The organism is Thalassobaculum litoreum DSM 18839 (genome assembly GCF_900102465.1).
Classification (GTDB): Bacteria; Pseudomonadota; Alphaproteobacteria; order Thalassobaculales; family Thalassobaculaceae; genus Thalassobaculum; species Thalassobaculum litoreum.
The window spans coordinates 45,698-64,385 of the sequence record NZ_FNBW01000016.1 but is presented as its reverse complement, the minus strand read 5'-3'; the positions used below and the strand labels follow the sequence as shown (position 1 = coordinate 64,385).

The following is an 18,688-nucleotide window of genomic DNA, read 5'->3' as shown; positions in this document are numbered from 1 at the left end:
CGGGCAGGCGGCCCTGCCGATCGTCCCTGCCTGTCAGTGACGTCCACTAATTCGCCTTGGTCTCCGGCGCGCCGGCGGTCTCCGCGTCACCCTCGGCCGCCGGTGGCTCGTCCCTGGCCTCCAGCATGGCGGGATCGAACCCCAGACACTGCTTGAAGCTCTCGGCCGTCTGCTCCGGCGCTTCGGAGCAGGTGTAGAAGGTGTTGCGGCAGGCGGTGTAGTCGCTTTCGCTGCCGCTGAAGCGCATGTCGTCGCACAGTTCGGTGAAGCGCCGGGCGATCAGGGAGAAGGTCTGGGTCTGGTCCTCCACCGAATCCTTCTCGGGATCGAGCGGTCGCACCCGCAGGAACTGGGCGATCGCCTGATTGGCCCGGTTCAGGGTCAGCTCCGCCGACTGGCGTTCCCCCAGCAGGGTGAAATAGGTCACGTGGATCGTCTCGCCGAGCATCATCTGGCGCAGGATCGGCGGAATGAATCCCTCGCGGGCGTCGCCCCAGATGATGAACTGCACGTCGCGGCCGGCGACCGCGTACAGGGTCGGATCGCCGCCGACCTCCAGTTCCTTCAGTTCTTCCAGATCGACCGGGTCGTTCTCGTCGATGCGGTAGATCGGCAGGCGGTCGGGGGTGAGCATGGCCTGGGACGAGCGCGGCAGGGAGAACTGGCCCCAGATCGAATTGTCCTTCATCCGCATGAGTCTGAAGCGATAACCGTCGCGCGTCAGGATCCGCGCCTCCAGGATTGGCCGACCGCTGATCGGGTCGTCGAGGACCTCCACGTACCACTGGATGCGCTGGGCCACCGCCTCCCGTGCACCCAGGACAGGCAGCGCCGCGAGGATCGCCAGAACGATGAGGAAGATCCTCGCCAGGGGCATGTGTGTGGCGCTCCGTGTGCCGGACAATCGAAGGATGACGGTCGCCATGATAGCGGCGGCGCGGCCCCGTGACGATTCTTCCGGGTGAGAGGGCTGCAAGGGCGTTAACCCGATCTAAACCGCCGGTGCGCTAGATTGGGCACCGGATGACTGCTAGGATACGACCATGGCGATCACCAACGGCATCTACAGCGCCCTGAGCGGTGCCACTGCGGCGACCCGACGGTTCGACACGTCGGCGTCCAATGTCGCGAATCTCGAGAGCGTCGCCGCGCCCCGGGGCTCGACCGAGACGACGGATGCCGCCGGCAACAGCCTGTTCCGTCCGCAGCGGACCGTCGACAGCACGACGACGACCGGCGGCGTGCGGTCCACCCAGCAGCTCGTCGATCCGGTCTCCGTCCAGCGCTACGATCCGGACGCGCCCGATGCCGATGGCGACGGGCTGGTGAACCGGCCGAACGTGTCGCTGGAGCGCGAAGCGGTCGATCAGATCGTCGCCCAGAAGCAGTTCGAGGCCAATCTGGCCACCATCCGCACCGCCGACGAGCTGTTCGACTCCACCCTCGATATCCTGGGCTGACGCCCGACCGGATCGCCGTTCGGCCTCCCGTCCGGCCCTTACCGTTCAGCCTTGTTCGGCGAGCGCCTTGTTGGCCGCGCGGAACGGCAGCATCACGCATTCCCAGCGCGACTTCGCCGCCCGCACCGGGGAGAAGGCGGACAGCGCCGTCCAGGGCAGCGTGTCGCCCTTGCCCGCCAGATAATCCTCCACCGCCTTGGCCACCGTGGGCAGGGTGTCCGCCGGTTGGCCGAGCACGTTGTCGGCGATGACGGCGATGGACGCCTGACACAGAGCGCAGCCCTGCACCTTGGCGCCGACGGCCGTCACGGCACCGTTCTCGACGGTCAGGTCCACGGTGATCCGGTCGCCGCAGACCGGGTTGTCCACCCGCGCGCTCACGGTCGGCGCCTCCAGACGAGGCAGGGCGCGGCCGGCGCGGGCCAGGGCGACGATCTCGTCCTGATACAGGGTGTCGTTCATCCGCCGTTTCCCTGCTCGGTCCCGCGGGCCTTGGCCAAGGCTTCCGGCGTGTCGATGTCGGTCAGCACCGATTCGTCGTCGACCTCGATCTCCACCGCCAGATCCTCGTGATTGCCGATCAGGTGGCGCGCGCCGACATCGCCGGACACCCGTCCCATCTCCTCGAAGAACCGCTTGGCGAACAGCACCGGGTTGCCGCGCTTGCCGCGCCGGGTCGGCACGACGATGGCGCGGCCCTCCACCGGGTCGAAGGCGGCGATCATCCGGTCGATGACGGCGGTGCTGACCATCGGCATGTCGCCGAGGCAGATGATCGCGCCGTCCACGTCCTCGCCCACGGCGGCAATGCCGGTCTTCATCGAGGTCGACAGACCTTCGGCATAGTCCGGGTTATACGCATAGGACGGCTTCAGGTCGGCCAGGGAGGCCCGCACCGTGTCGGCCTCGTGGCCCAGGACCACCGTCATGGACGCCGCCTTGGAGGCGGCGAGGGCCTCGGCCACGTGGCGCACCATCGGCTTGCCGTCCAGTTCGGCCAGCAGCTTGTTCTCCGATCCCATCCGCCGCGACTGGCCGGCGGCGAGCAGGATGGCGGCGATCTTCGGCGCCCGGGCCGAGGCGGTGTCGCCGTCGCCGTTGCTGGCGCGCCGGCGGGAGCGGGGCATCGGCCGGGTCGGAATGTCCTTCAGCAGGCCGCCGACCCCCATCCGCCCGATCTCGGCCCGGCCGACGGGCACGCCGGCGATCAGGCGCTGCAGCACCCAGTCGAAGCCGTTCAGCTTGGGCGAGCGGGCGCAGCCGGGCAGGCCGACCACGGGGATGTCGCCGATGCGGCCGATCAGCATCAGGTTGCCCGGATCCACCGGCATGCCGAAATGCTCGACGATCCCGCCGGCCTGCTCGATGGCGGCCGGGACCACGTCGCGGCGGTCGACCACGGCGGAGGCGCCGGAGACCAGCACGAGGCGGGCGCCGTGATGCAGAGTCTCGTCGATCGCCTGGGCCAGGGCGTCGGTCGTGTGGTCGCAGCGCACCTCGTGGCTGATCTCGCTGGCCATGCCGTGCAGCCGCGCCCGGGTCACCTCCATCGTGCTGTCGAGCACGCTTTCCTTGGTGCCGGACAGGCGCGACTGGACCAGTCCCACCGGCGTCGACTGATAGGGCTGAAGGCGGACCATCGGCTGGTCGCGGCGGCCGATCTCCTCGGTCAGCAGCACCCGGTCGCCGGAAACGGCGAAGGAGATGATCTTCAGGGTGCCGATCATCTGGCCTTCCTCAACGCCCTGATAGGGCGGCACGAGGGCCAGGGTGATCGCCTCGTCGACCAGGTTGAAGGCGTCCAGGCGCACCGGATCGTAGAGCACCACGCCGGCGGTCTGGGCGTAGAGATTGGCGCGGCCGGTGAAGGCGGCGCTCACCGTCGTGCCGTCGCCGGCCAGGGCGGCGGCGAGCCGGTCGGCGGCGGCGTCCTCGGCCACATCGCCGTCCTCCAGCCGAGCGGCGATGACGCTGGTGAAGCCGGCGTCGCGGAGCAGCGCGACATCGTCGGAATCCAGAACGCGGCCCTTCTTCAGGCTGCGTTTCTCAAGCCGATGGGAATGGGCCAGCACGGCCCCCTCGGCCTGGTCCAGCGGGGTGTTACCGAAGATCACGGTCGATGGTCTCCAAAAGCGCCGGGGTCAGGCGGCGGCCGCCACGATCGGCTTGGCGTGCAGGACGGCGGTCAGCTCGGCCAGCACCGAGATGGCGATCTCGGCCGGCGAGACGGCGCCGATATCGAGCCCGGCGGGAGCATGGATCCGGCCGATGGCAGCGTCGTCGAACCCCATCTCCTTCAGCCGTTCGACCCGCTTGGCATGGGTGCGCCGGGAGCCCAGGCAGGTGATGTAGAAGGCGTCCGATTTCAGCGTGATCTCCAGCGCCGGGTCGTCCAGCTTCGGGTCGTGGGTCAGGGTGACCACGGCCGTGCGGCTGTCCGGCTTCAGCGCTTCCATCGCCTCGTCCGGCCAGTCGTCGATCAGGGTGACGTTCGGGAATCGTTCGGCCGTGGCGAAGCTGGCGCGCGGGTCGACCACGATAACCTCGTAGCCGGCGATGGAGGCCATCGGCACCAGGGTCTGGGTGATATGGACCGCGCCGACGATGATCAGGCGCAGGGGCGGGTTGTGGCAGTCGAAGAACCAGCGGTCGCCGGACACCTCGGCGACGCCGCTCTTGTTGTCGCGCAGCCGGTCGCGGGCTTCCTTGACGACCGCTTCCGATAGGTCGCCGTCGACCTTGTCGGCATAGACCAGGGCCTGGGTCTTGCCGTCGAGGCCGTCCACCAGGGTGACCGGCGTCTTGGACCGGCGGGCGGTCTGCAGCTTGGAGAAGATGTCGGCGCGCATGGCTCAGGCCTCCATCCGCTCGACCCAGACCTGGACGTTGCCGCCGCAGGCGAGGCCCACGTCCCAGGCCTGCTCGTCGCTGACGCCGAACTCCATCAGTCGGGGATCGCCGCTCTGCATGATCTCGAACGCCTCCTTGATCACGGCGCCTTCGATGCAGCCGCCGGAGACCGAGCCGACCATGGCGCCGTCGCCGTCGATCACCAGGCGCGAGCCCACGGGGCGGGGCGAGCTGCCCCAGGTCTTCACCACGGTGGCGAGCGCCACCTTGCGGCCTTCGGACAGCCAGCCCTCGGCGGTGCCGAGCACGTCGTCGATGCTGGCGAACGGTGTCGGATCGGTCATGCGTGCGCCCTCCACGGTAATATGCCTCCGGATCTAGTCGGCGTCCTGTCGAGCTTCGTCCTCGACCCGGCGCAGTTCGGCGAGCCAGTCGTCCATCCCCTCGCGCCGGCGCAGGGACGGCCGGCCGATGGCTTCCGCCAGTTGCTCCAGGCTATCGAGCGAATGGACCGGGCGGAAGTCGTCGACATGGGGAAGGATAGCCCGCACCCCCTGAGATTTGGGGGCGAAGCCATCGTAGCGCAACAAGGGATTGAGCCAAATCAGCCGTCTGCAGGACTTGTGGAGTCGGTCCATTTCTCCGGCCAGTCCTTCGCCGACCTCGCGGTCGAGCCCGTCGGTGATCAGCACGACGATGGCACCCTGGGTCAGCACCCGGCGGCCCCAGAACCGGTTGAACTCGTGCAGGCAGTGGCCGATCCGGGTGCCGCCGGACCAGTCGTTGACGACGTCGCCCACCTGGACCAGCGCCTCGTCCACGTCCTTGTGCTTCAGGTAGCGGGTGACGTTGGTCAGCCGGGTGCCGAACAGGAAGGTATGGACCCGGTCGCGGTCGTTGGTGATGGCGTGCATGAAATGCAGCAGCATCCGCGAATACCGGCTCATCGACCCGGAGATGTCGCACAGCACCACCAACGGCGGGCGGCGGGTGCGTTGCTTGCGGCGCTGCAGGGCGATCTCGTCGCCGCCCGAGCGCATGGTCGCCGACATGGTCCGGCGCAGGTCGAGGCGCAGCCCGTGCGGGGAGGGGCGGAAGCGGCGGGTCTTGATCTCGGCGATCGGTAGCCGCATGTCGCGGATCACCTGTTTGGCGCGCAGGATCTCCTCCGCCGTCATCTTCTCGAAATCCATCTCGCGCAGCAGCTCCCGGTCGGACCAGGTCATCGCCGCGTCGAGTTCGATCTCCTCTTCCTCCGGCTCCTGCGGATCGGCGCCGCCGGGATTCTCGGATTTCAACGCCTCGGCCAGGCGCCGGTTCATCTCCTGGCCCTTCTCCTTGTCCTCGTCGCCGTCGCCGCGGAACTCGGGCAGGATCATCTGCAGCATGCGCTCCAGCAGCCGCGGGTTGCGCCAGAACACGTGGAAGGCCTGATCGAAGATCTCGCGCTGGTCGCGGCGGTTCACGAAGACCGCGTGCAGGGTCCAGTAGAAGTCGCGCCGGTTGGTGATGCCGGCCACCTGCACCGCCTCCACCGCGTCGAGCACCTTGCCCGGTCCGACGGGCAGGCCGGCTGCGCGCAGGGTGCGGCCGAAATGCATGATGTTCTGGATCAGCTTGCCGCCACCCTCCGCCCCGGCATCGGGCAGGGAGTAATCGGGCGGGGTGAGGTCGTCGGGCATGACCGGCCCCTTACGCGACCGCCGCGGCGCCCGCCAGCTCGGCCTTGATCTGGTTCAGGATCCGCGTCGCCTCGTGGCCCTGGATTTTGGCGATGTCGTCCTGGTACTTCAGCAGGACGCCAAGCGAGTTCTCGATCGCCTCCGGGCTCAGCGCCAGGTGGTCGAGCTGCACCAGCGCATGCACCCAGTCGATGGTCTCGGCCACGCCGGGTACCTTGAACAGGTCGAGCTTGCGCAGATGGTGGACGAAGGCGACGACCTGCCGCGACAGCTCCGCCGGCGCGTCCGGCGCCTTGACCTTCAGAATCTCCAGCTCGCGCGCGGCCGAGGGATAGTCGACCCAGTAATAGAAGCAGCGGCGCTTCAGCGCGTCGTGGATCTCGCGGGTGCGGTTGGAGGTGATGATGACGATCGGCGGGGTCTTGGCGATCTGGGGGCCGAGTTCGGGGATGGTCACCTGGAAGTCGGACAGCACCTCCAGCAGGAAGGCCTCGAACGGTTCGTCGGTGCGGTCCAGCTCGTCGATCAGCAGCACGGGAGCGCCGGCCTCGTCGGCCTCCAGCGCCTGCAGGATCGGTCGCTTGATCAGGAAACGCTCGTCGAAGATGTCCTTGGCCAGGGCATCGCGGTCGGCGCCGCCGGCGGCCTCGGCCAGCCGGATCTCGACCATCTGTCGGGCATAGTTCCATTCGTAGACGGCCGAGGAGACGTCGAGGCCCTCGTAGCATTGCAGGCGGATCAGTTTGCGGCCGAGGGTCTCGCTCAGCACCTTGGCGATCTCGGTCTTGCCGACGCCGGCCTCGCCCTCCAGGAAAAGCGGCCGGCCCAGGCTCAGCGCCAGGTGAAGCGCAGTGGCCAGCGACCGGTCGGCGACATATTTGCCGGCGCCCAGAAGCTCGAGGGTGGCATCGACGGATTTCGGCTGCTCAAGGGCCATCGGGACGTCCATGGAAGAGTGTGAAGGGGGCGACCGCACGCCGCTTTGCCTACGGACATAGCATCTGGACCGGCCCTCTGCCAGGGGCGGAGGCCCGAGTTAATCCGCCGCGCCCGGCTCCGAACCGCTGCGGCCGGCGTCGGTCGCCTCGAGGAGGGTGGCGATCGACGGGTGGGGAAAACTGCGCCTTGCGACGATGGCGTAGAAGCTCTCGGCGATGTCGAGCGGGAAGGGGGCGGCGTGGACGATGCCCTGCTCGATCTCGTCGGCAAGCACGACAGCCGGCGCCGCCGCGACGCCGACGCCTTCGCGGGCGAGCAGCCGGACCATCGCCATGTCGTCGACTTCCGCGGCGATCCGCGGTGTTACCTCGAGCCGGGCGACCAGGCTGTCGAATCCGGTGCGGATCGAGCTCTCGGTCGGCAGGATCATCGGTTCATGGACCAGGACCTCCTTCAGGCTGGCGTGCCCCAGCCTGCCGGGAACGGCGTAGAGCCCGACCGGTTGGCCGGCGATCCGATGGGCGATCAGGTCGGCGAACCGGTCCCGCGGCGGTGCCTCGGTGGTCAGGACGATATCCAGCGCCAAGGCCTGGAGGGCGTCCAGCAGCCCGGCATTGTTACCGGAGGACAGGATCAGGTCGACCTCGCCGGCGGCGATGATCGGGCGCAGGAATCGGAGCTGGAAGTTGCGCGACAGGGTCGACTGGGCGCCGAGCCGCAGCGGCCGCACCGCTCCGCCGCGCTGTTCCAACGCCGCGACGAGTTCGTCGCCCGCCTGAAAGATCCGAGCCGCATGGTCGAGGGCGATGCCGCCCGCCTCGGTCAGGACCAGCCGCCGGCCGGCCCGTTCGAACAGAGGGTAGCCCAGCCGCTCCTCCAACTGCCGGATCTGGGTCGACAGGGCCGATTGCGAGACATTAAGGCGGGATGCCGCCAGGGTCAGATTGCCGACCGTGGCGACCTCGTGGAAATACCGAAGATGGTGATAGTTCATCCGATCCATGCTCGGATTATAGAACGATTCGGAATATCGATCTGTTTTTCTAAAACACCTCGCGCAGCCGCCCTTAAGCGTACCGCGCGAGGCACCCTGGACCCGGTCGCCGGTCAGAAGCCGATGGTCAGCTCGGCCAGCTTGATGAAGAGCGGGATGCTCAGGATGGCGACCGGCGTTCCGAGCCCGGTCGATGTTCCCACATAGGCCGACGGATTTGCCTCCGGAAGAGCGCCGCGCAGGGTCGGCGGACCGGAAATGTCGGAGCTGGAGGAGGCCATGACGGCCAGCAGGACGACGCCTCCGGCCGAGAATCCGGTGACGTTGTGGATGATCAGACCCGCGCCGAAGCCGAGCAGGCCATGCACGAGCGGCGCCACGAGGCCGTAGATCACGTAGGCATGCGCGGTCTTGCGCAGATCGGACAGCCGCGCCCAGGCCTCCATGCCCATGATCAGCATGAGAACGGACAGCAGGCCGTAGAAAAGCTGGCTGTAGAAGCTCTCGAAGACGCCGTCCGGCTTGGCGAACACGCCGATGGCCAGGCCGAGCAGCAGGGCGGAGATCGCCGGACTGCGGAAGGTATCGAGCAGAATGTCTCTGATCGTGTCGGCGCCGAGGCCGCCCCGCTCCAGCAACGGCGAGCCGCCGCCACCCAGAACGGCGGTGCCGTCGCCCTGGGAAATCGCCACCGTCTCGGGACGCGCGGCCACCCGGGCCAGCACGATGGCGGTGACCAGGGCGGCGATGTCCATGAACGGGTAGAGAGCGCCGATGAATCCCTCATAGGCGATGGATTCGGCTTCAAGCATGGCCATGCCGGCGGCAAGGGTCGACGCCGAGACCGCCCCGAACAGACCCGCGGTCGCCATGCCGTCCGACCGCGCCACGCCGTTCAGCCGGACCAGCGTCTGGCTTCCCAGCAGGACGATCACAATCCCGATCAGGGCAGCCGAGACCGCCGGCACCGCCAGAGACAGCAGGTCCGCGTCGCGCACGGCCATGCCGGCCCCGAGGCCGACTTTCAGCAACATGACCATGACGATGAACTTGTAGACGGCGTCGGGCACCGTGAGCCTGCTGCCGAGCGCAGCCAGCAGCATGCCTCCGATCAGGAACGCCAAGGTTGGTTTCTGAAGCTGCGCGAAGACGGTTGAGACGATGTCGGCCGCGATTTCCATTGGTCACCCCCAGGATTCGTGAATGGCCAGGGAGTGCCGGAGATCGTCATATAAGAAAAATACATATAATGAGGAAATTCGTTCTCATTTTTAGAACGGATGCTCCCCGAGACCGCGCGAGCGGTCCCGGGGCGGTGGATGCTACGGCCAGTACGGCCCGGTCGCGGCGACGATCATGGTGATCATGCCGAGTGCCAGGTTCACATGGACGATCTTGCGGATCAGGCCCAGGCGCCGGCCGGCCTGCTCGAAATCGCCGGAATCGACCGCATCGCGGAACTTGGGCCAGACGGCGAAGCGCAGGTGCCCATAGGCCAGGAACATGATCAGCCCGACGCCGTGCATGATGTGGATGTACACACCGGCGCCCGCGAATCCGCCGAACACCAGGAACAGCATGGCGTATCCGGTGGCGATCAGGACCAGCACGCTGGGCGATACGAACAGGAAGAACCGGTGGAACACCCGGCGCCACAGGCGGGGCCGCTCGGGCGCCGGTTCGATGCCGCCGACCGCGGGGCGCAGCACCACATAGGCGAAGAACATGCCGCCGACCCAGATCGTGGCGGCAACAATATGGAGCGCTAGGAGAACCGTCATCGTCATTCTGCGTTGCCTCTCATGGGCGGGATATAGGTCGCATGCTAGCGGCTTGGGCCGGCCTGATCGATGATTCACTGGATAGGCCCATTTCCTTGGCCGTCCGTCCGAAGATTGGAGCCGGCCTTGTCAGAGCTGCAGACGTCCAACCCGAAGCCCGTTCACGAGCAATTCGGCCATGCCATCAGTTCCGTCGTCGGCGACCGCCGGCTGCTGGCGCCGCTCTGGATCCTGGCCGCGGTGGCTACGATCTTCTTCTTCCTTGAAGCCAAGCCCTTTCTGGCACCGGTCCTGGGCAGCGCGGTGCTCGCCATCGCGCTCAGTCCGATCACCCGGTTCCTGGAGCGCTCGGTCGGCCTCGGCCGGGGCTTCGCCGCATTGGTCTCCATGGTCCTGGCGGCGGGCGTGGTTGCCGGGGTTCTGTGGGTCCTGATTCCAGCCGCCGACAACTGGCAGGACCGGTTGGGTGATCTGGCGGAGCAGGCCGAGCGCAAGCTGTTCCCCATCAGCTCGACGCTCGACGAGGTCAAGAAGGCCACCGAGAAGGTCGGCGAGGCGGCCAACCTGTCCAATGGCGACCAGCCGAAGATCGTTGTCGACACCGAGGGCAGTTATCTCAGCCAGGTGCTCGGCGGCGCGCCGTTTGCGGTCATCCAGATTCTGACCACCGCGATTGTGTCGTTCTTCTTCCTGCGGGAGCGGCGATGGTTGCTGCGCAGCGGTATCGCCTTCTTCGCCACCTACCGCGAGCGCTACCGAATGGCCCAGATCGCCCGCGAGATCCGGCGCAGCGTGGGCAGCTATTTCCTGATCCAGATCGCCATCTCCGCCGGCGTGGGACTGGTGACCGCCCTCAGTTTCTGGGCGATCGGCATGCCCGCCCCGGCGACCTGGGGCGGGGCGATCATGGTCGCCAACTTCGTGCCGTTCATCGGCCCGTTCGTGATCGCGGCGCTGTCCTTCGTCGGCGGCCTGGCGACCTTCGACACCCTGCAGATGTGCTTCCTGCCGCCGGCCATCGTCTTCGCGGTCAACGCGGTGGAGGAGAATGTCGTCATCCCCATGGTCATGAGCAGCCGGTTCTATACCAGCCCGGTCGTGATCATCCTCGCGGTGCTGTTCGGAGCGTGGATGTGGGGCACCATCGGCGGCGTGCTGGCGGTTCCCTCCGCGGTCGTCGTGCTCTCGGCCCTGCGCCGCTGGCGCGAGACCGAGGAGTTGATGGAGGAAGACCCGAACGTGGTGGAGGTCGACGACTGATCGGAAGGCGCTTCACCCTGCGGGTCCGCCCGTCGGGCCGCGCAACGCAAAACCCCCGGTCACAGGCTGTGACCGGGGGTTTTGTTGTCTGTTCGTCGTGGAGACCGTTGTCAGCGGCGCTGCCGGCCGGTGATGAGCCCCAGCGCGACCAGACCGCCGATCACCACGACCGGGGAGATCGAGCTGCCGAGCTGTTCGCCGAGCCGGTAGGCGTCCTGCACCGCGGTGGAGGACGCCGATCCGGGCACGGGCCCGGAACCGGCCGGCGGCGGGGTGCCGGCCAGGTTGCGCCAGGCGGTACCCGATGCCGCCGGATCGACGTGGCGCCGGCGGCCGGTCGCGATCATCAGGACACCGATCGAGACCAGGAAGGTCACCGCGGCCCAGATCCCCAGGGACGCCGCGAGCCCGACATGTGTGCTGGTTTCGATCACCGCCGCCGAGAGGCCGAGACCGACCGCGCCCAACAGCAGGATCGTGCCGGCAAACGCGATGAGCCCGCGCCGGAAGGCCAAGGCGGCTTCGGCGCGGGCGATGGCTGTAAGCCCGGAAAGCATCAGGACCGACCTAGCGGCGCGACCACATGCCGAGCAGCATGCCGACGCCGAAGGCAGCGAGCACGGAAGTGGTCGGGTTCGCCTCGATCACGCCGTTGACCCTCTGATGGGCCTCTTCGGCCTGATCGCGGGCCTGATTGGCGGCATTGCGGGCCCGGTCGGTCGTCTCGTTGAACTTCTGGCGTACGCCGTCCCGCACGGCGTCACTGCTGTGCGAGGCGAGAGAGGAGACGGCGTCGGACAGACCCTTGAGGTCCTCGCGCAGCACGCGGAGCTGCTCCTCGAGATTCGCTTCGGACGCCTTGGCAGCTTGGGCCGATTGACTCGCTTGAGACATCGTGGATGCTCCTGACTTGTGAAAACTGTATAGGGAACGTTTCAGCGCCCCATCGGTTTCATATGGGGAGCCCTGCGCCCTAAGTAATCTCTTGCGCGTATGTTCGAATTGCCTTGCGCGGCATGTGCTGCCGTGGGCTTGGCGGCTGAACAGGAGTCCGGAATGGCCGACAATCCCGTGACGGAACCCCGCAGCCGGCGCCGCTTCAGCGACGCGACGGCGCTCGCCGCCGCCCTGCGGCCCAGCTATCCGGTCTACTGCTTCCGCCCGCACAAGGTCCGCGCCGTGGCCCGGCATTTCGTGGAGACCTTCCCCGGCAAGGTGGTCTACGCGGTGAAATGCAACATCGAGCCCCGGGTGCTCGGCTGGCTGGCCGAGGCCGGGGTGACCGCCTTCGACACCGCTTCTCTGACCGAGATCGCCGCCGTGCGCGAGCGTCTGCCGGACGCGGACGCCCTGTTCATGCACCCGGTGAAGAGCCGCGCCGCGATCCTGGCCGCCGACCGGGTCTATGACGTCTCCACCTACTGCGTCGATTCCATGGCCGAGCTTGAGAAGGTGCTGCAGGTCGCCAGGCGCCGCGACCTGAAGATCTTCGTCCGTGTCGCCACTCCCGGCGGCGGCGCGGCCTTCGAGCTGTCGATCAAGTTCGGCGCCACCCAGGCCGAGGCGGTGGAGATCCTCGATCGGGTGGCCGAGGAGGGGCTGCAGGCCGGCATCGCCTTCCATATCGGCTCACAGTGCCTCAATCCTCGGGCCTTCCGCACCGCCTTCGCCGTCATCGCCGATGTGTGGCGCGGCACCAAGGCCGATGTGCGCGAGATCGACGTGGGCGGCGGGTTCCCGGTCGCCTATGCCGGCCAGCCGGTGCCGCCGCTGGAGGATTTCGTCACCGAGATCGTCGAGGGCCGACGCGAAGCCGGGATCGACGAGGATGTGGCGCTGCTGTGCGAGCCGGGCCGTGCCCTGGTGGCCGACGGCTGCTCCATGCTGTGCCAGGTGCACCTGCGCAAGGGCGACCGCCTGTACCTGAACGACGGCGTCTACGGCAATCTGTCGGAACCGTACTGGTCGCGGGTGCGTTTACCGGCACGGCTGATCCGGCCTGAAGGTATCAACGGCGGGGTCAGCGATGCGCCGTTGCAGGACTTCACCATCTTCGGGCCGACCTGCGACGGCAACGACCTTCTGCCCACCCCGTTTCGGCTCCCCGCGGACGTGTCGGAGGGGGACTGGATCGAGGTCGGACAGATCGGAGCCTATGGAGCGGCACTTGCGACACGATTTAACGGGTTCTTCGCCGACGCGCAGGTTGAACTTGCCGACGAACCGCCCGACACTGCCTAAAGAACGTAAAGTGCATCGGGTTTCCGACCATGCGTCCTAGCGCGGGAAGCTTTCCCTTCACCGACCATAATGGAACCGTCTGGCTGGCGTTCCAGGATTTCGGCGACCGGTCGCGCGACCGGGTGGTGGTGTGCGTCCACGGCATGACCCGCAACGGCCGGGATTTCGACCGGCTCGCCATCGCCATGGCCAAGGACTACCGGGTGATTGAGGTCGACGTGGTCGGCCGCGGCCGCTCCGGCTGGCTGGCCGACAAGACGGAGTACAACTATCCCACCTACCTGAAGCACATGGACGCGTTCTTCCAGTATCGTGGCCTGGAGGAGTGCGACTTCGTCGGCACGTCCATGGGCGGGCTGATCGGCATGATGCTGGCGGCGCGCGAGGAATCGCCGATCCGCCGGCTGATCCTCAACGATGTCGGCCCGGTGATCTCCGGCGAAGCGCTGAGCCGATTGGGCACCCGTGTGGGCGAGGACCCGCGCTTCAAGAACCTCCAGGAGGCGGCGGAGTACTTCAAGGAGGTCTATGCCGATTTCGGCATTCCCGACGACCTGGCCTGGTCCGACCTCACGCTGCATTCGGCGATCCGCCAGGAGAATGGCACCTACGCCCTACACTACGACCCGGCGATCGGCGACGTCTTCACCGAGGAGATGCCCGACGTGAAGCTGTGGGACGTGTGGGACAAGGTGCGCTGCCCGACCCTGGTGCTGCGCGGCGAGCATTCGGACATCCTGACCCGCGAGACCGCCGAGCGCATGACGCGCTCCGGCCCCAAGGCCGAGCTGGTGGAATTCCCGGGCGTCGGCCACGCCCCCTCGCTGATGACCGAGGAGCAGATCAAGGTGGTCCACGACTGGCTGCGCTCGTTCGACGAGGAGGCAGAGGAAGACGCCGTCGCCGATGCCGGCTGAGATCGGCGTCCGGCCGTTCCGTCAGCGCTTCCCCTGGATCGGCGGGGACCTCCAGACCATCCGCGATTTCATTGTCCGCCCGGTCGAGCCGGTGCCGGCGGCCGCCTCGCAGACCCTGTCCTTCGAGATGCCGGACGGCACCGGCGACACGCTGATCGGAATCCATGATCGGCCGGCGGAACCGGTGGCGGGCCGGCCGCTGGCGATCCTGATCCACGGCCTGACCGGCTGTGCCGAGAGCCTCTATGTGCGCCGGGCGGCCCGGACCTTCCTGGAGGCGGGATTTTCCACCTTGCGGCTCAACCTGCGCGGTGCGGGAGCCAGCCGGCCGCTGTGTCGCCAGCAGTACCATTCCGGCCGCAGTGAGGACCTGGCGGCGGTGATCGACCGGGTCCTGGGCCTGGACGGGGCCGACGCCGTGACTACCGACGATGTGGCGCCCGATGGTGTGGCGCTGGTCGGCTGGTCGCTCGGGGCGAACATGCTGCTGAAGGGAGCGGCGGAGTTCGGGGCGCAGAAGGGGGTACGGGGCGCGGTGGCGATTTCGGCGCCGATCGACCTGATGGGGACCGCCCGGAACTTCACCATCCTGCGCAACACGGCGTATCACCGCCACCTCCTGGCGGCGATGCGGGCGGAAGTGGCGGGCGTGCCGGGTGGCTTGACGGCGCTCGAGCGCGATCGGCTGGCGGCGGCGCGGTCGGTGATCGCCTTCGACGACGCCTTCACCGCCCCGCGCAACGGTTTCGCCGATGCCGCCGACTATTACGCCCGGAACTCGGCCAGCGGATTCCTGGCGCGGATCGCGATCCCGACCCGGGTGATCCACGCGCTGGACGATCCTTGGATCCCGAAGGCGGGCTATCTGACGGTGGACTGGGAGGCTTGCCCGAGCGTGCAGGCCACGCTCACGCGGCACGGCGGCCATGTGGGCTTCCACGCGCCCGGCGGCGTATGGTCCGACGCCGAGGCGGTGCGGTTTCTGGCGGGGCTGTAGCTTACTTCTTTTCTCCCACTCCCCGGCCTCGTGCCGGGGAGTGCGTTGAGGAAATGGGGGAGAGAAACAGCCCCTACCGCAGCCGCTTGGCCACCTCGACGGCGAAATAGGTCAGGATGCCGTCGGCGCCGGCGCGCTTGAAGCCGAGCAGGCTCTCCATCATCGCCCGCTCGCCGTCCAGCCAGCCGCGCTCGGCTGCGGCCATGATCATCGAGTACTCGCCGGACACCTGATAGGCGTAGGTCGGCACCCCGAACGTGTCCTTCACGCGGCGCACGATGTCGAGATAGGGCATGCCCGGCTTGACCATCACCATGTCCGCGCCCTCGGCGATGTCCAGCGCCACCTCGCGCAGGGCCTCGTCGGAATTGGCGGGGTCCATCTGATAGGTCGATTTCGACGCCGATCCCAGGGTCGAGGCGGATCCCACCGCCGCCCGGAACGGGGCGTAGAACCCGGACGCGTATTTCGCCGCGTAGGACATGATCAGCACGCCCTGGAAACCGGCCTCGTCCAGGCCCTTGCGGATGGCGCCGACCCGGCCGTCCATCATGTCGGACGGCGAGATGATGTCGCAGCCGGCACTGGCCTGCAGCACCGACTGGCGCACCAGGATCTCCACCGTCTCGTCGTTCAGGATGGAGCCGTCCTCCAGCAGCCCGTCATGACCGTGGCTGGTGAACGGGTCGAGGGCGGCGTCGCACATCACGCCGAGGGTCGGCACCGCGTTCTTCACCGCCTCCACCGCCTGGCAGACCACGTTGTTGTCGGCCACCGCATAGCTGCCCTGGGCGTCCTTCAACTCGCCTTCCACATACGGGAACACGCCGATCACCGGGATGCCGAGATCGGCGGCCTCGCGCGCGACCTCGGCCAGTTCCGCAACGGAATAGCGCATCACGCCGGGCATGCTCTCCACCGGGATCCGGGGCTCGTCGCCGGCATGCACGAAGACCGGCCAGATCAGGTCGTTCACGCTGAGCGCGTTCTCGGCAACCAGCCGGCGCGACCAATCGGCCTGGCGCGGCCGGCGCAGCCGGGTGGTCGGATAGCCGGTGGACGGTGCGATCAGGGTCTTGGGGCGGCCGTTGAAGGGCATGGCGTCCTCGTTCGTCTTGTTGTTGCGCCTGAGTGTAAGCGACCCATCTAGCGATGCAACGGCGCCGGCGCCCGATTGACCTTGGGGCACCGTTGACTTGCCCGAAAGCGATTCAGATTATCCCGCGCGGCCCGACACGGTAAGCCCGTCGGCGTATAGTTCGACCGCCGACGCACCGGCCGCAGCCCGCAGGAGGGACGCAGATGGATTTCCAATTCAATGAAGAGCAGCGCGCGATTCAGGACATGGCGCGCTCCTTCGCCGCCGAGCGCCTGACACCGAACGCCGCGGAATGGGACGAGACGGCGCATTTCCCGGTCGATGTGCTGAAGGACCTGGCGGAACTCGGCCTCGGCGCGATCTATGTGCGCGACGATGTCGGTGGCTCCGGGCTCGGGCGGCTCGATGCGGCCATCGCCTTCGAGGAGCTGTCCGCCGGCTGCGTGTCGACGGCGGCCTTCCTGTCGATCCACAACATGGTCGCCTGGATGGTGGACAGCTACGGCAGCGACGAGATCCGCCAGCGCTTCCTGCCGAAGCTCGCCACCATGGAGCAGATCGCCAGCTACTGCCTGACCGAGCCGGGGGCGGGCTCCGACGCGGCGGCGCTGAAGACGCGGGCGGAGAAGGTCGGCAATTCGCACTATGTGCTGAACGGCGGCAAGGCGTTCATCTCGGGCGGCGGGACCAGCGACGTCTATGCCGTGATGTGCCGCACCGGAGAGGAGGGGGCCAAGGGCATCTCCTGCATCCTGGTGGAGAAGGACACGCCGGGCCTGTCCTTCGGCGAGAACGAGAAGAAGCTCGGCTGGAACAGCCAGCCGACCGCGATGGTCAATTTCGACGACTGCAAGGTGCCGGCCGAGAACCTGGTCGGGTCCGAAGGGCAGGGATTCCGTATCGCCATGGCCGGGCTCGACGGCGGCCGCATCAACATCGCCGCCTGCTCCCTGGGCGGGGCCAGGGCGGCACTGGAGGCATCGCTGGCCTATGTGAAGGACCGCAAGGCCTTCGGGCAGGCCATCGCCGATTTTCAGGCGACCCAGTTCCGACTCGCCGACATGGCCACCGAGCTGGAGGCGTCCCGCCTTATGGTGCATCGCGCCGCCACGAGCCTGGACGCGAAATCGCCGGAGGCGACCCAGCACGCCGCCATGGCCAAACGTTTCGCCACCGATATCTGCTACCGGATCGTCGACGAGGCATTGCAGCTTCATGGCGGTTACGGGTACCTGAGGGACTACCCGATCGAGCGGCTGCTGCGGGACCTGCGCGTGCATCGGATCCTGGAAGGGACCAACGAGATCATGCGCGTGATCATCGCCCGCAAGCTGCTCGCCAACTGACCACCCCACCTGACCCTCCCGGAGACGGATGTGAGCGACGAGATCAAGTTTTCGACCGATGGCGGCCTAGCGACGGTCGAGATGACCCGCCCCAAGGCGCTGAACGCGCTGACCCACGGCATGGTCAAGGAGATGGCGGCCAAGCTCGAGGACTGGGAACATGACGACGCAATCGGCGCCGTGGTGATCAAGGGCGAGGGCGAGAAGGCGTTCTGCGCCGGCGGCGACGTCCGCGCGGTCTGGAAGTCGGTCAAGGAAGACAATGGCGGCAAGCCGTCGGAGCTCTCGAAGACCTTCTTCTTCGACGAGTACCGTCTCAATCACCAGATCCACGCGTTCTCCAAACCCTTCGTCGCCCTGCTGGACGGGGTGACCATGGGCGGCGGCGTGGGCGTGTCGATCCACGGCTCGCATCGGATCGTCACCGAGCGGCTGATGTTCGCCATGCCGGAGACCGCGATCGGCCTGTTCCCGGATGTGGGCGGCGGCTGGTTCCTGCCGCGCCTGCCGGGCGAGAGCGGGACGTATCTGGCGCTGACCGGCGCGCGGCTCCATGCCGACGGCGCCTGCGCGCTCGGCATCGGCACCCATTTCGTGCCGTCGAGCCGGCTGGAGGGCTTCGAGGCGCAGCTCGCCTCGGCGATGGCCGCCGGGGCGGCGGGACGGCAGGCGGTGAACGACGTGCTGGAGCGGCTGGCCGAGCCGGCCGGCCCGGATCCGCTGGCGTCCCATCGCGGCGTGATCGACACCTGCTTCAAGCCGAACACGGTGGAGGAGATCATCGATGCCCTTTCCGCCGAGGGCTCCGACTTCGCCATCGAGACCCGGGACAATCTGCTGTCCAAGTCGCCCACCAGCATGAAGATCAGCCTGGAGCTGATGCGCCGAGGCAGGGAGGCGTCCAACCTCGCCGAGGTGCTGCGGATGGAATACCGGCTGTCGCAGGCCTGCATGGCCGGGCACGACTACTACGAGGGCATCCGTGCGGTGCTGGTCGACAAGGACCATGCGCCGAAATGGCAGCCGGCGACCCTGGCCGAGGTCGGCGACGACCTCGTGGCGGCGCATTTCAGCGCGCCGGCCCACGGCGACTGGTCCCTGGCTTGACCGCGGGCCGGGCAG

At 67.7% G+C, this 18,688-nt stretch carries 20 protein-coding genes; 7 read left to right on the top strand and 13 right to left on the bottom strand.

The window, feature by feature from the left end:
- Positions 1–46 precede the first annotated feature (46 nt).
- A complete protein-coding gene (locus tag BLS34_RS21140) occupies positions 47–877 on the bottom strand; it encodes a hypothetical protein (protein ID WP_093153634.1) in 831 nt (276 codons plus the stop codon).
- A gap of 166 nt (positions 878–1,043) precedes the next feature.
- On the opposite strand from BLS34_RS21140, the gene BLS34_RS21135 reads away from it, so the two are divergent.
- The gene (locus BLS34_RS21135) at positions 1,044–1,460 is read left to right on the top strand and encodes a flagellar basal body rod protein FlgC (protein ID WP_038014104.1); all 417 of its coding nucleotides are present in this window, start codon (positions 1,044–1,046) and stop codon (positions 1,458–1,460) included.
- Between the two features lie 45 nt (positions 1,461–1,505).
- Here the strand turns inward: BLS34_RS21135 and BLS34_RS21130 are convergent, their stop codons facing one another.
- The 9 genes from BLS34_RS21130 to BLS34_RS21090 form a co-directional block, all read right to left on the bottom strand.
- Positions 1,506–1,922, bottom strand: coding sequence for an iron-sulfur cluster assembly scaffold protein (locus BLS34_RS21130; protein WP_093153632.1), 417 nt, complete (start codon positions 1,920–1,922; stop codon positions 1,506–1,508).
- Positions 1,919–3,574 carry an NTP transferase domain-containing protein gene (locus BLS34_RS21125; protein WP_093153630.1) on the bottom strand — a complete coding sequence of 552 codons (1,656 nt, stop codon included), beginning with the start codon at positions 3,572–3,574 and terminating at the stop codon, positions 1,919–1,921. The genes BLS34_RS21130 and BLS34_RS21125 overlap by 4 nt, the downstream gene beginning before the upstream one ends.
- A 27-nt stretch (positions 3,575–3,601) precedes the next feature.
- Positions 3,602–4,309, bottom strand: a complete 708-nt coding sequence (locus tag BLS34_RS21120; protein ID WP_093153627.1) for an XdhC family protein — start codon at positions 4,307–4,309, stop codon at positions 3,602–3,604.
- Between the two features lie 3 nt (positions 4,310–4,312).
- Complete coding sequence (locus tag BLS34_RS21115; RefSeq protein ID WP_093153625.1) at positions 4,313–4,654, bottom strand: XdhC family protein; 342 nt, start codon at positions 4,652–4,654, stop codon at positions 4,313–4,315.
- 33 nt (positions 4,655–4,687) lie between these two features.
- On the bottom strand, positions 4,688–5,992 hold the full coding sequence (locus tag BLS34_RS21110) for a vWA domain-containing protein (protein WP_084618854.1): 1,305 nt from the start codon (positions 5,990–5,992) through the stop codon (positions 4,688–4,690).
- Positions 5,993–6,002: 10 nt separating this feature from the next.
- On the bottom strand, positions 6,003–6,929 hold the full coding sequence (locus BLS34_RS21105; protein ID WP_028794557.1) for an AAA family ATPase: 927 nt from the start codon (positions 6,927–6,929) through the stop codon (positions 6,003–6,005).
- A 99-nt stretch (positions 6,930–7,028) separates the two neighbouring features.
- Positions 7,029–7,934: a LysR family transcriptional regulator gene (locus BLS34_RS21100; RefSeq protein WP_093153623.1), complete on the bottom strand. Its 906-nt coding sequence runs from the start codon at positions 7,932–7,934 to the stop codon at positions 7,029–7,031.
- A gap of 104 nt (positions 7,935–8,038) precedes the next feature.
- A complete protein-coding gene (locus BLS34_RS21095; protein WP_093153620.1) occupies positions 8,039–9,106 on the bottom strand; it encodes a sodium-dependent bicarbonate transport family permease in 1,068 nt (355 codons plus the stop codon).
- A gap of 141 nt (positions 9,107–9,247) precedes the next feature.
- Positions 9,248–9,712: a CopD family protein gene (locus tag BLS34_RS21090; protein WP_051244738.1), complete on the bottom strand. Its 465-nt coding sequence runs from the start codon at positions 9,710–9,712 to the stop codon at positions 9,248–9,250.
- A gap of 120 nt (positions 9,713–9,832) precedes the next feature.
- Here BLS34_RS21090 and BLS34_RS21085 point away from each other — a divergent pair, with 120 nt between their 5' ends.
- Positions 9,833–10,966: an AI-2E family transporter gene (locus BLS34_RS21085; protein WP_175474328.1), complete on the top strand. Its 1,134-nt coding sequence runs from the start codon at positions 9,833–9,835 to the stop codon at positions 10,964–10,966.
- 110 nt (positions 10,967–11,076) lie between these two features.
- On the opposite strand, the gene BLS34_RS21080 is transcribed toward BLS34_RS21085, so the two are convergent.
- Positions 11,077–11,523, bottom strand: coding sequence for a resistance to Congo red protein (locus BLS34_RS21080; RefSeq protein ID WP_139189417.1), 447 nt, complete (start codon positions 11,521–11,523; stop codon positions 11,077–11,079).
- Positions 11,524–11,533: 10 nt separating this feature from the next.
- The gene (locus BLS34_RS26040; protein WP_169400855.1) at positions 11,534–11,860 is read right to left on the bottom strand and encodes an ElaB/YgaM/YqjD family protein; all 327 of its coding nucleotides are present in this window, start codon (positions 11,858–11,860) and stop codon (positions 11,534–11,536) included.
- A gap of 162 nt (positions 11,861–12,022) precedes the next feature.
- On the opposite strand from BLS34_RS26040, the gene BLS34_RS21070 reads away from it, so the two are divergent.
- Genes BLS34_RS21070 through BLS34_RS21060 form a run of 3 tightly spaced genes read left to right on the top strand, consistent with a single transcriptional unit; the run spans position 12,023 to position 15,121 of the window.
- Entirely contained in the window at positions 12,023–13,207 is a 1,185-nt protein-coding gene (locus tag BLS34_RS21070) for an alanine racemase (RefSeq protein ID WP_093153614.1), read from the top strand.
- Between the two features lie 29 nt (positions 13,208–13,236).
- On the top strand, positions 13,237–14,124 hold the full coding sequence (locus tag BLS34_RS21065; protein WP_028794564.1) for an alpha/beta fold hydrolase: 888 nt from the start codon (positions 13,237–13,239) through the stop codon (positions 14,122–14,124).
- Positions 14,114–15,121, top strand: a complete 1,008-nt coding sequence (locus BLS34_RS21060) for a YheT family hydrolase (protein WP_093153612.1) — start codon at positions 14,114–14,116, stop codon at positions 15,119–15,121. Before BLS34_RS21065 ends, BLS34_RS21060 begins: the two co-directional genes overlap by 11 nt.
- Before the next feature lie 73 nt (positions 15,122–15,194).
- On the opposite strand, the gene hemB is transcribed toward BLS34_RS21060, so the two are convergent.
- Positions 15,195–16,220: a porphobilinogen synthase gene (gene hemB / locus BLS34_RS21055; RefSeq protein ID WP_093153609.1), complete on the bottom strand. Its 1,026-nt coding sequence runs from the start codon at positions 16,218–16,220 to the stop codon at positions 15,195–15,197.
- Positions 16,221–16,423: 203 nt separating this feature from the next.
- On the opposite strand from hemB, the gene BLS34_RS21050 reads away from it, so the two are divergent.
- Both BLS34_RS21050 and BLS34_RS21045 read left to right on the top strand, forming a co-directional pair.
- Positions 16,424–17,566 carry an isobutyryl-CoA dehydrogenase gene (locus tag BLS34_RS21050; RefSeq protein WP_093153608.1) on the top strand — a complete coding sequence of 381 codons (1,143 nt, stop codon included), beginning with the start codon at positions 16,424–16,426 and terminating at the stop codon, positions 17,564–17,566.
- Between the two features lie 30 nt (positions 17,567–17,596).
- Positions 17,597–18,673 carry an enoyl-CoA hydratase/isomerase family protein gene (locus BLS34_RS21045; protein WP_028794568.1) on the top strand — a complete coding sequence of 359 codons (1,077 nt, stop codon included), beginning with the start codon at positions 17,597–17,599 and terminating at the stop codon, positions 18,671–18,673.
- Positions 18,674–18,688: the final 15 nt, after the last annotated feature.

Excerpts from the sequence above, each read along its gene's own strand:
- BLS34_RS21140 (WP_093153634.1), bottom strand. The coding sequence starts at position 877 with ATGCCCCTGGCGAGGATCTTCCTCATCGTTCTGGCGATCCTCGCGGCG.
- BLS34_RS21135 (WP_038014104.1), top strand. The coding sequence starts at position 1,044 with ATGGCGATCACCAACGGCATCTACAGCGCCCTGAGCGGTGCCACTGCG.
- BLS34_RS21130 (WP_093153632.1), bottom strand. The coding sequence starts at position 1,922 with ATGAACGACACCCTGTATCAGGACGAGATCGTCGCCCTGGCCCGCGCC.
- BLS34_RS21120 (WP_093153627.1), bottom strand. The coding sequence starts at position 4,309 with ATGCGCGCCGACATCTTCTCCAAGCTGCAGACCGCCCGCCGGTCCAAG.
- BLS34_RS21115 (WP_093153625.1), bottom strand. The coding sequence starts at position 4,654 with ATGACCGATCCGACACCGTTCGCCAGCATCGACGACGTGCTCGGCACC.
- BLS34_RS21110 (WP_084618854.1), bottom strand. The coding sequence starts at position 5,992 with ATGCCCGACGACCTCACCCCGCCCGATTACTCCCTGCCCGATGCCGGG.
- BLS34_RS21105 (WP_028794557.1), bottom strand. The coding sequence starts at position 6,929 with ATGGCCCTTGAGCAGCCGAAATCCGTCGATGCCACCCTCGAGCTTCTG.
- BLS34_RS21100 (WP_093153623.1), bottom strand. The coding sequence starts at position 7,934 with ATGGATCGGATGAACTATCACCATCTTCGGTATTTCCACGAGGTCGCC.
- BLS34_RS21095 (WP_093153620.1), bottom strand. The coding sequence starts at position 9,106 with ATGGAAATCGCGGCCGACATCGTCTCAACCGTCTTCGCGCAGCTTCAG.
- BLS34_RS21090 (WP_051244738.1), bottom strand. The coding sequence starts at position 9,712 with ATGACGATGACGGTTCTCCTAGCGCTCCATATTGTTGCCGCCACGATC.
- BLS34_RS21080 (WP_139189417.1), bottom strand. The coding sequence starts at position 11,523 with ATGCTTTCCGGGCTTACAGCCATCGCCCGCGCCGAAGCCGCCTTGGCC.
- BLS34_RS26040 (WP_169400855.1), bottom strand. The coding sequence starts at position 11,860 with ATGTCTCAAGCGAGTCAATCGGCCCAAGCTGCCAAGGCGTCCGAAGCG.
- BLS34_RS21070 (WP_093153614.1), top strand. The coding sequence starts at position 12,023 with ATGGCCGACAATCCCGTGACGGAACCCCGCAGCCGGCGCCGCTTCAGC.
- BLS34_RS21065 (WP_028794564.1), top strand. The coding sequence starts at position 13,237 with ATGCGTCCTAGCGCGGGAAGCTTTCCCTTCACCGACCATAATGGAACC.
- BLS34_RS21060 (WP_093153612.1), top strand. The coding sequence starts at position 14,114 with ATGCCGGCTGAGATCGGCGTCCGGCCGTTCCGTCAGCGCTTCCCCTGG.
- hemB (WP_093153609.1), bottom strand. The coding sequence starts at position 16,220 with ATGCCCTTCAACGGCCGCCCCAAGACCCTGATCGCACCGTCCACCGGC.
- BLS34_RS21050 (WP_093153608.1), top strand. The coding sequence starts at position 16,424 with ATGGATTTCCAATTCAATGAAGAGCAGCGCGCGATTCAGGACATGGCG.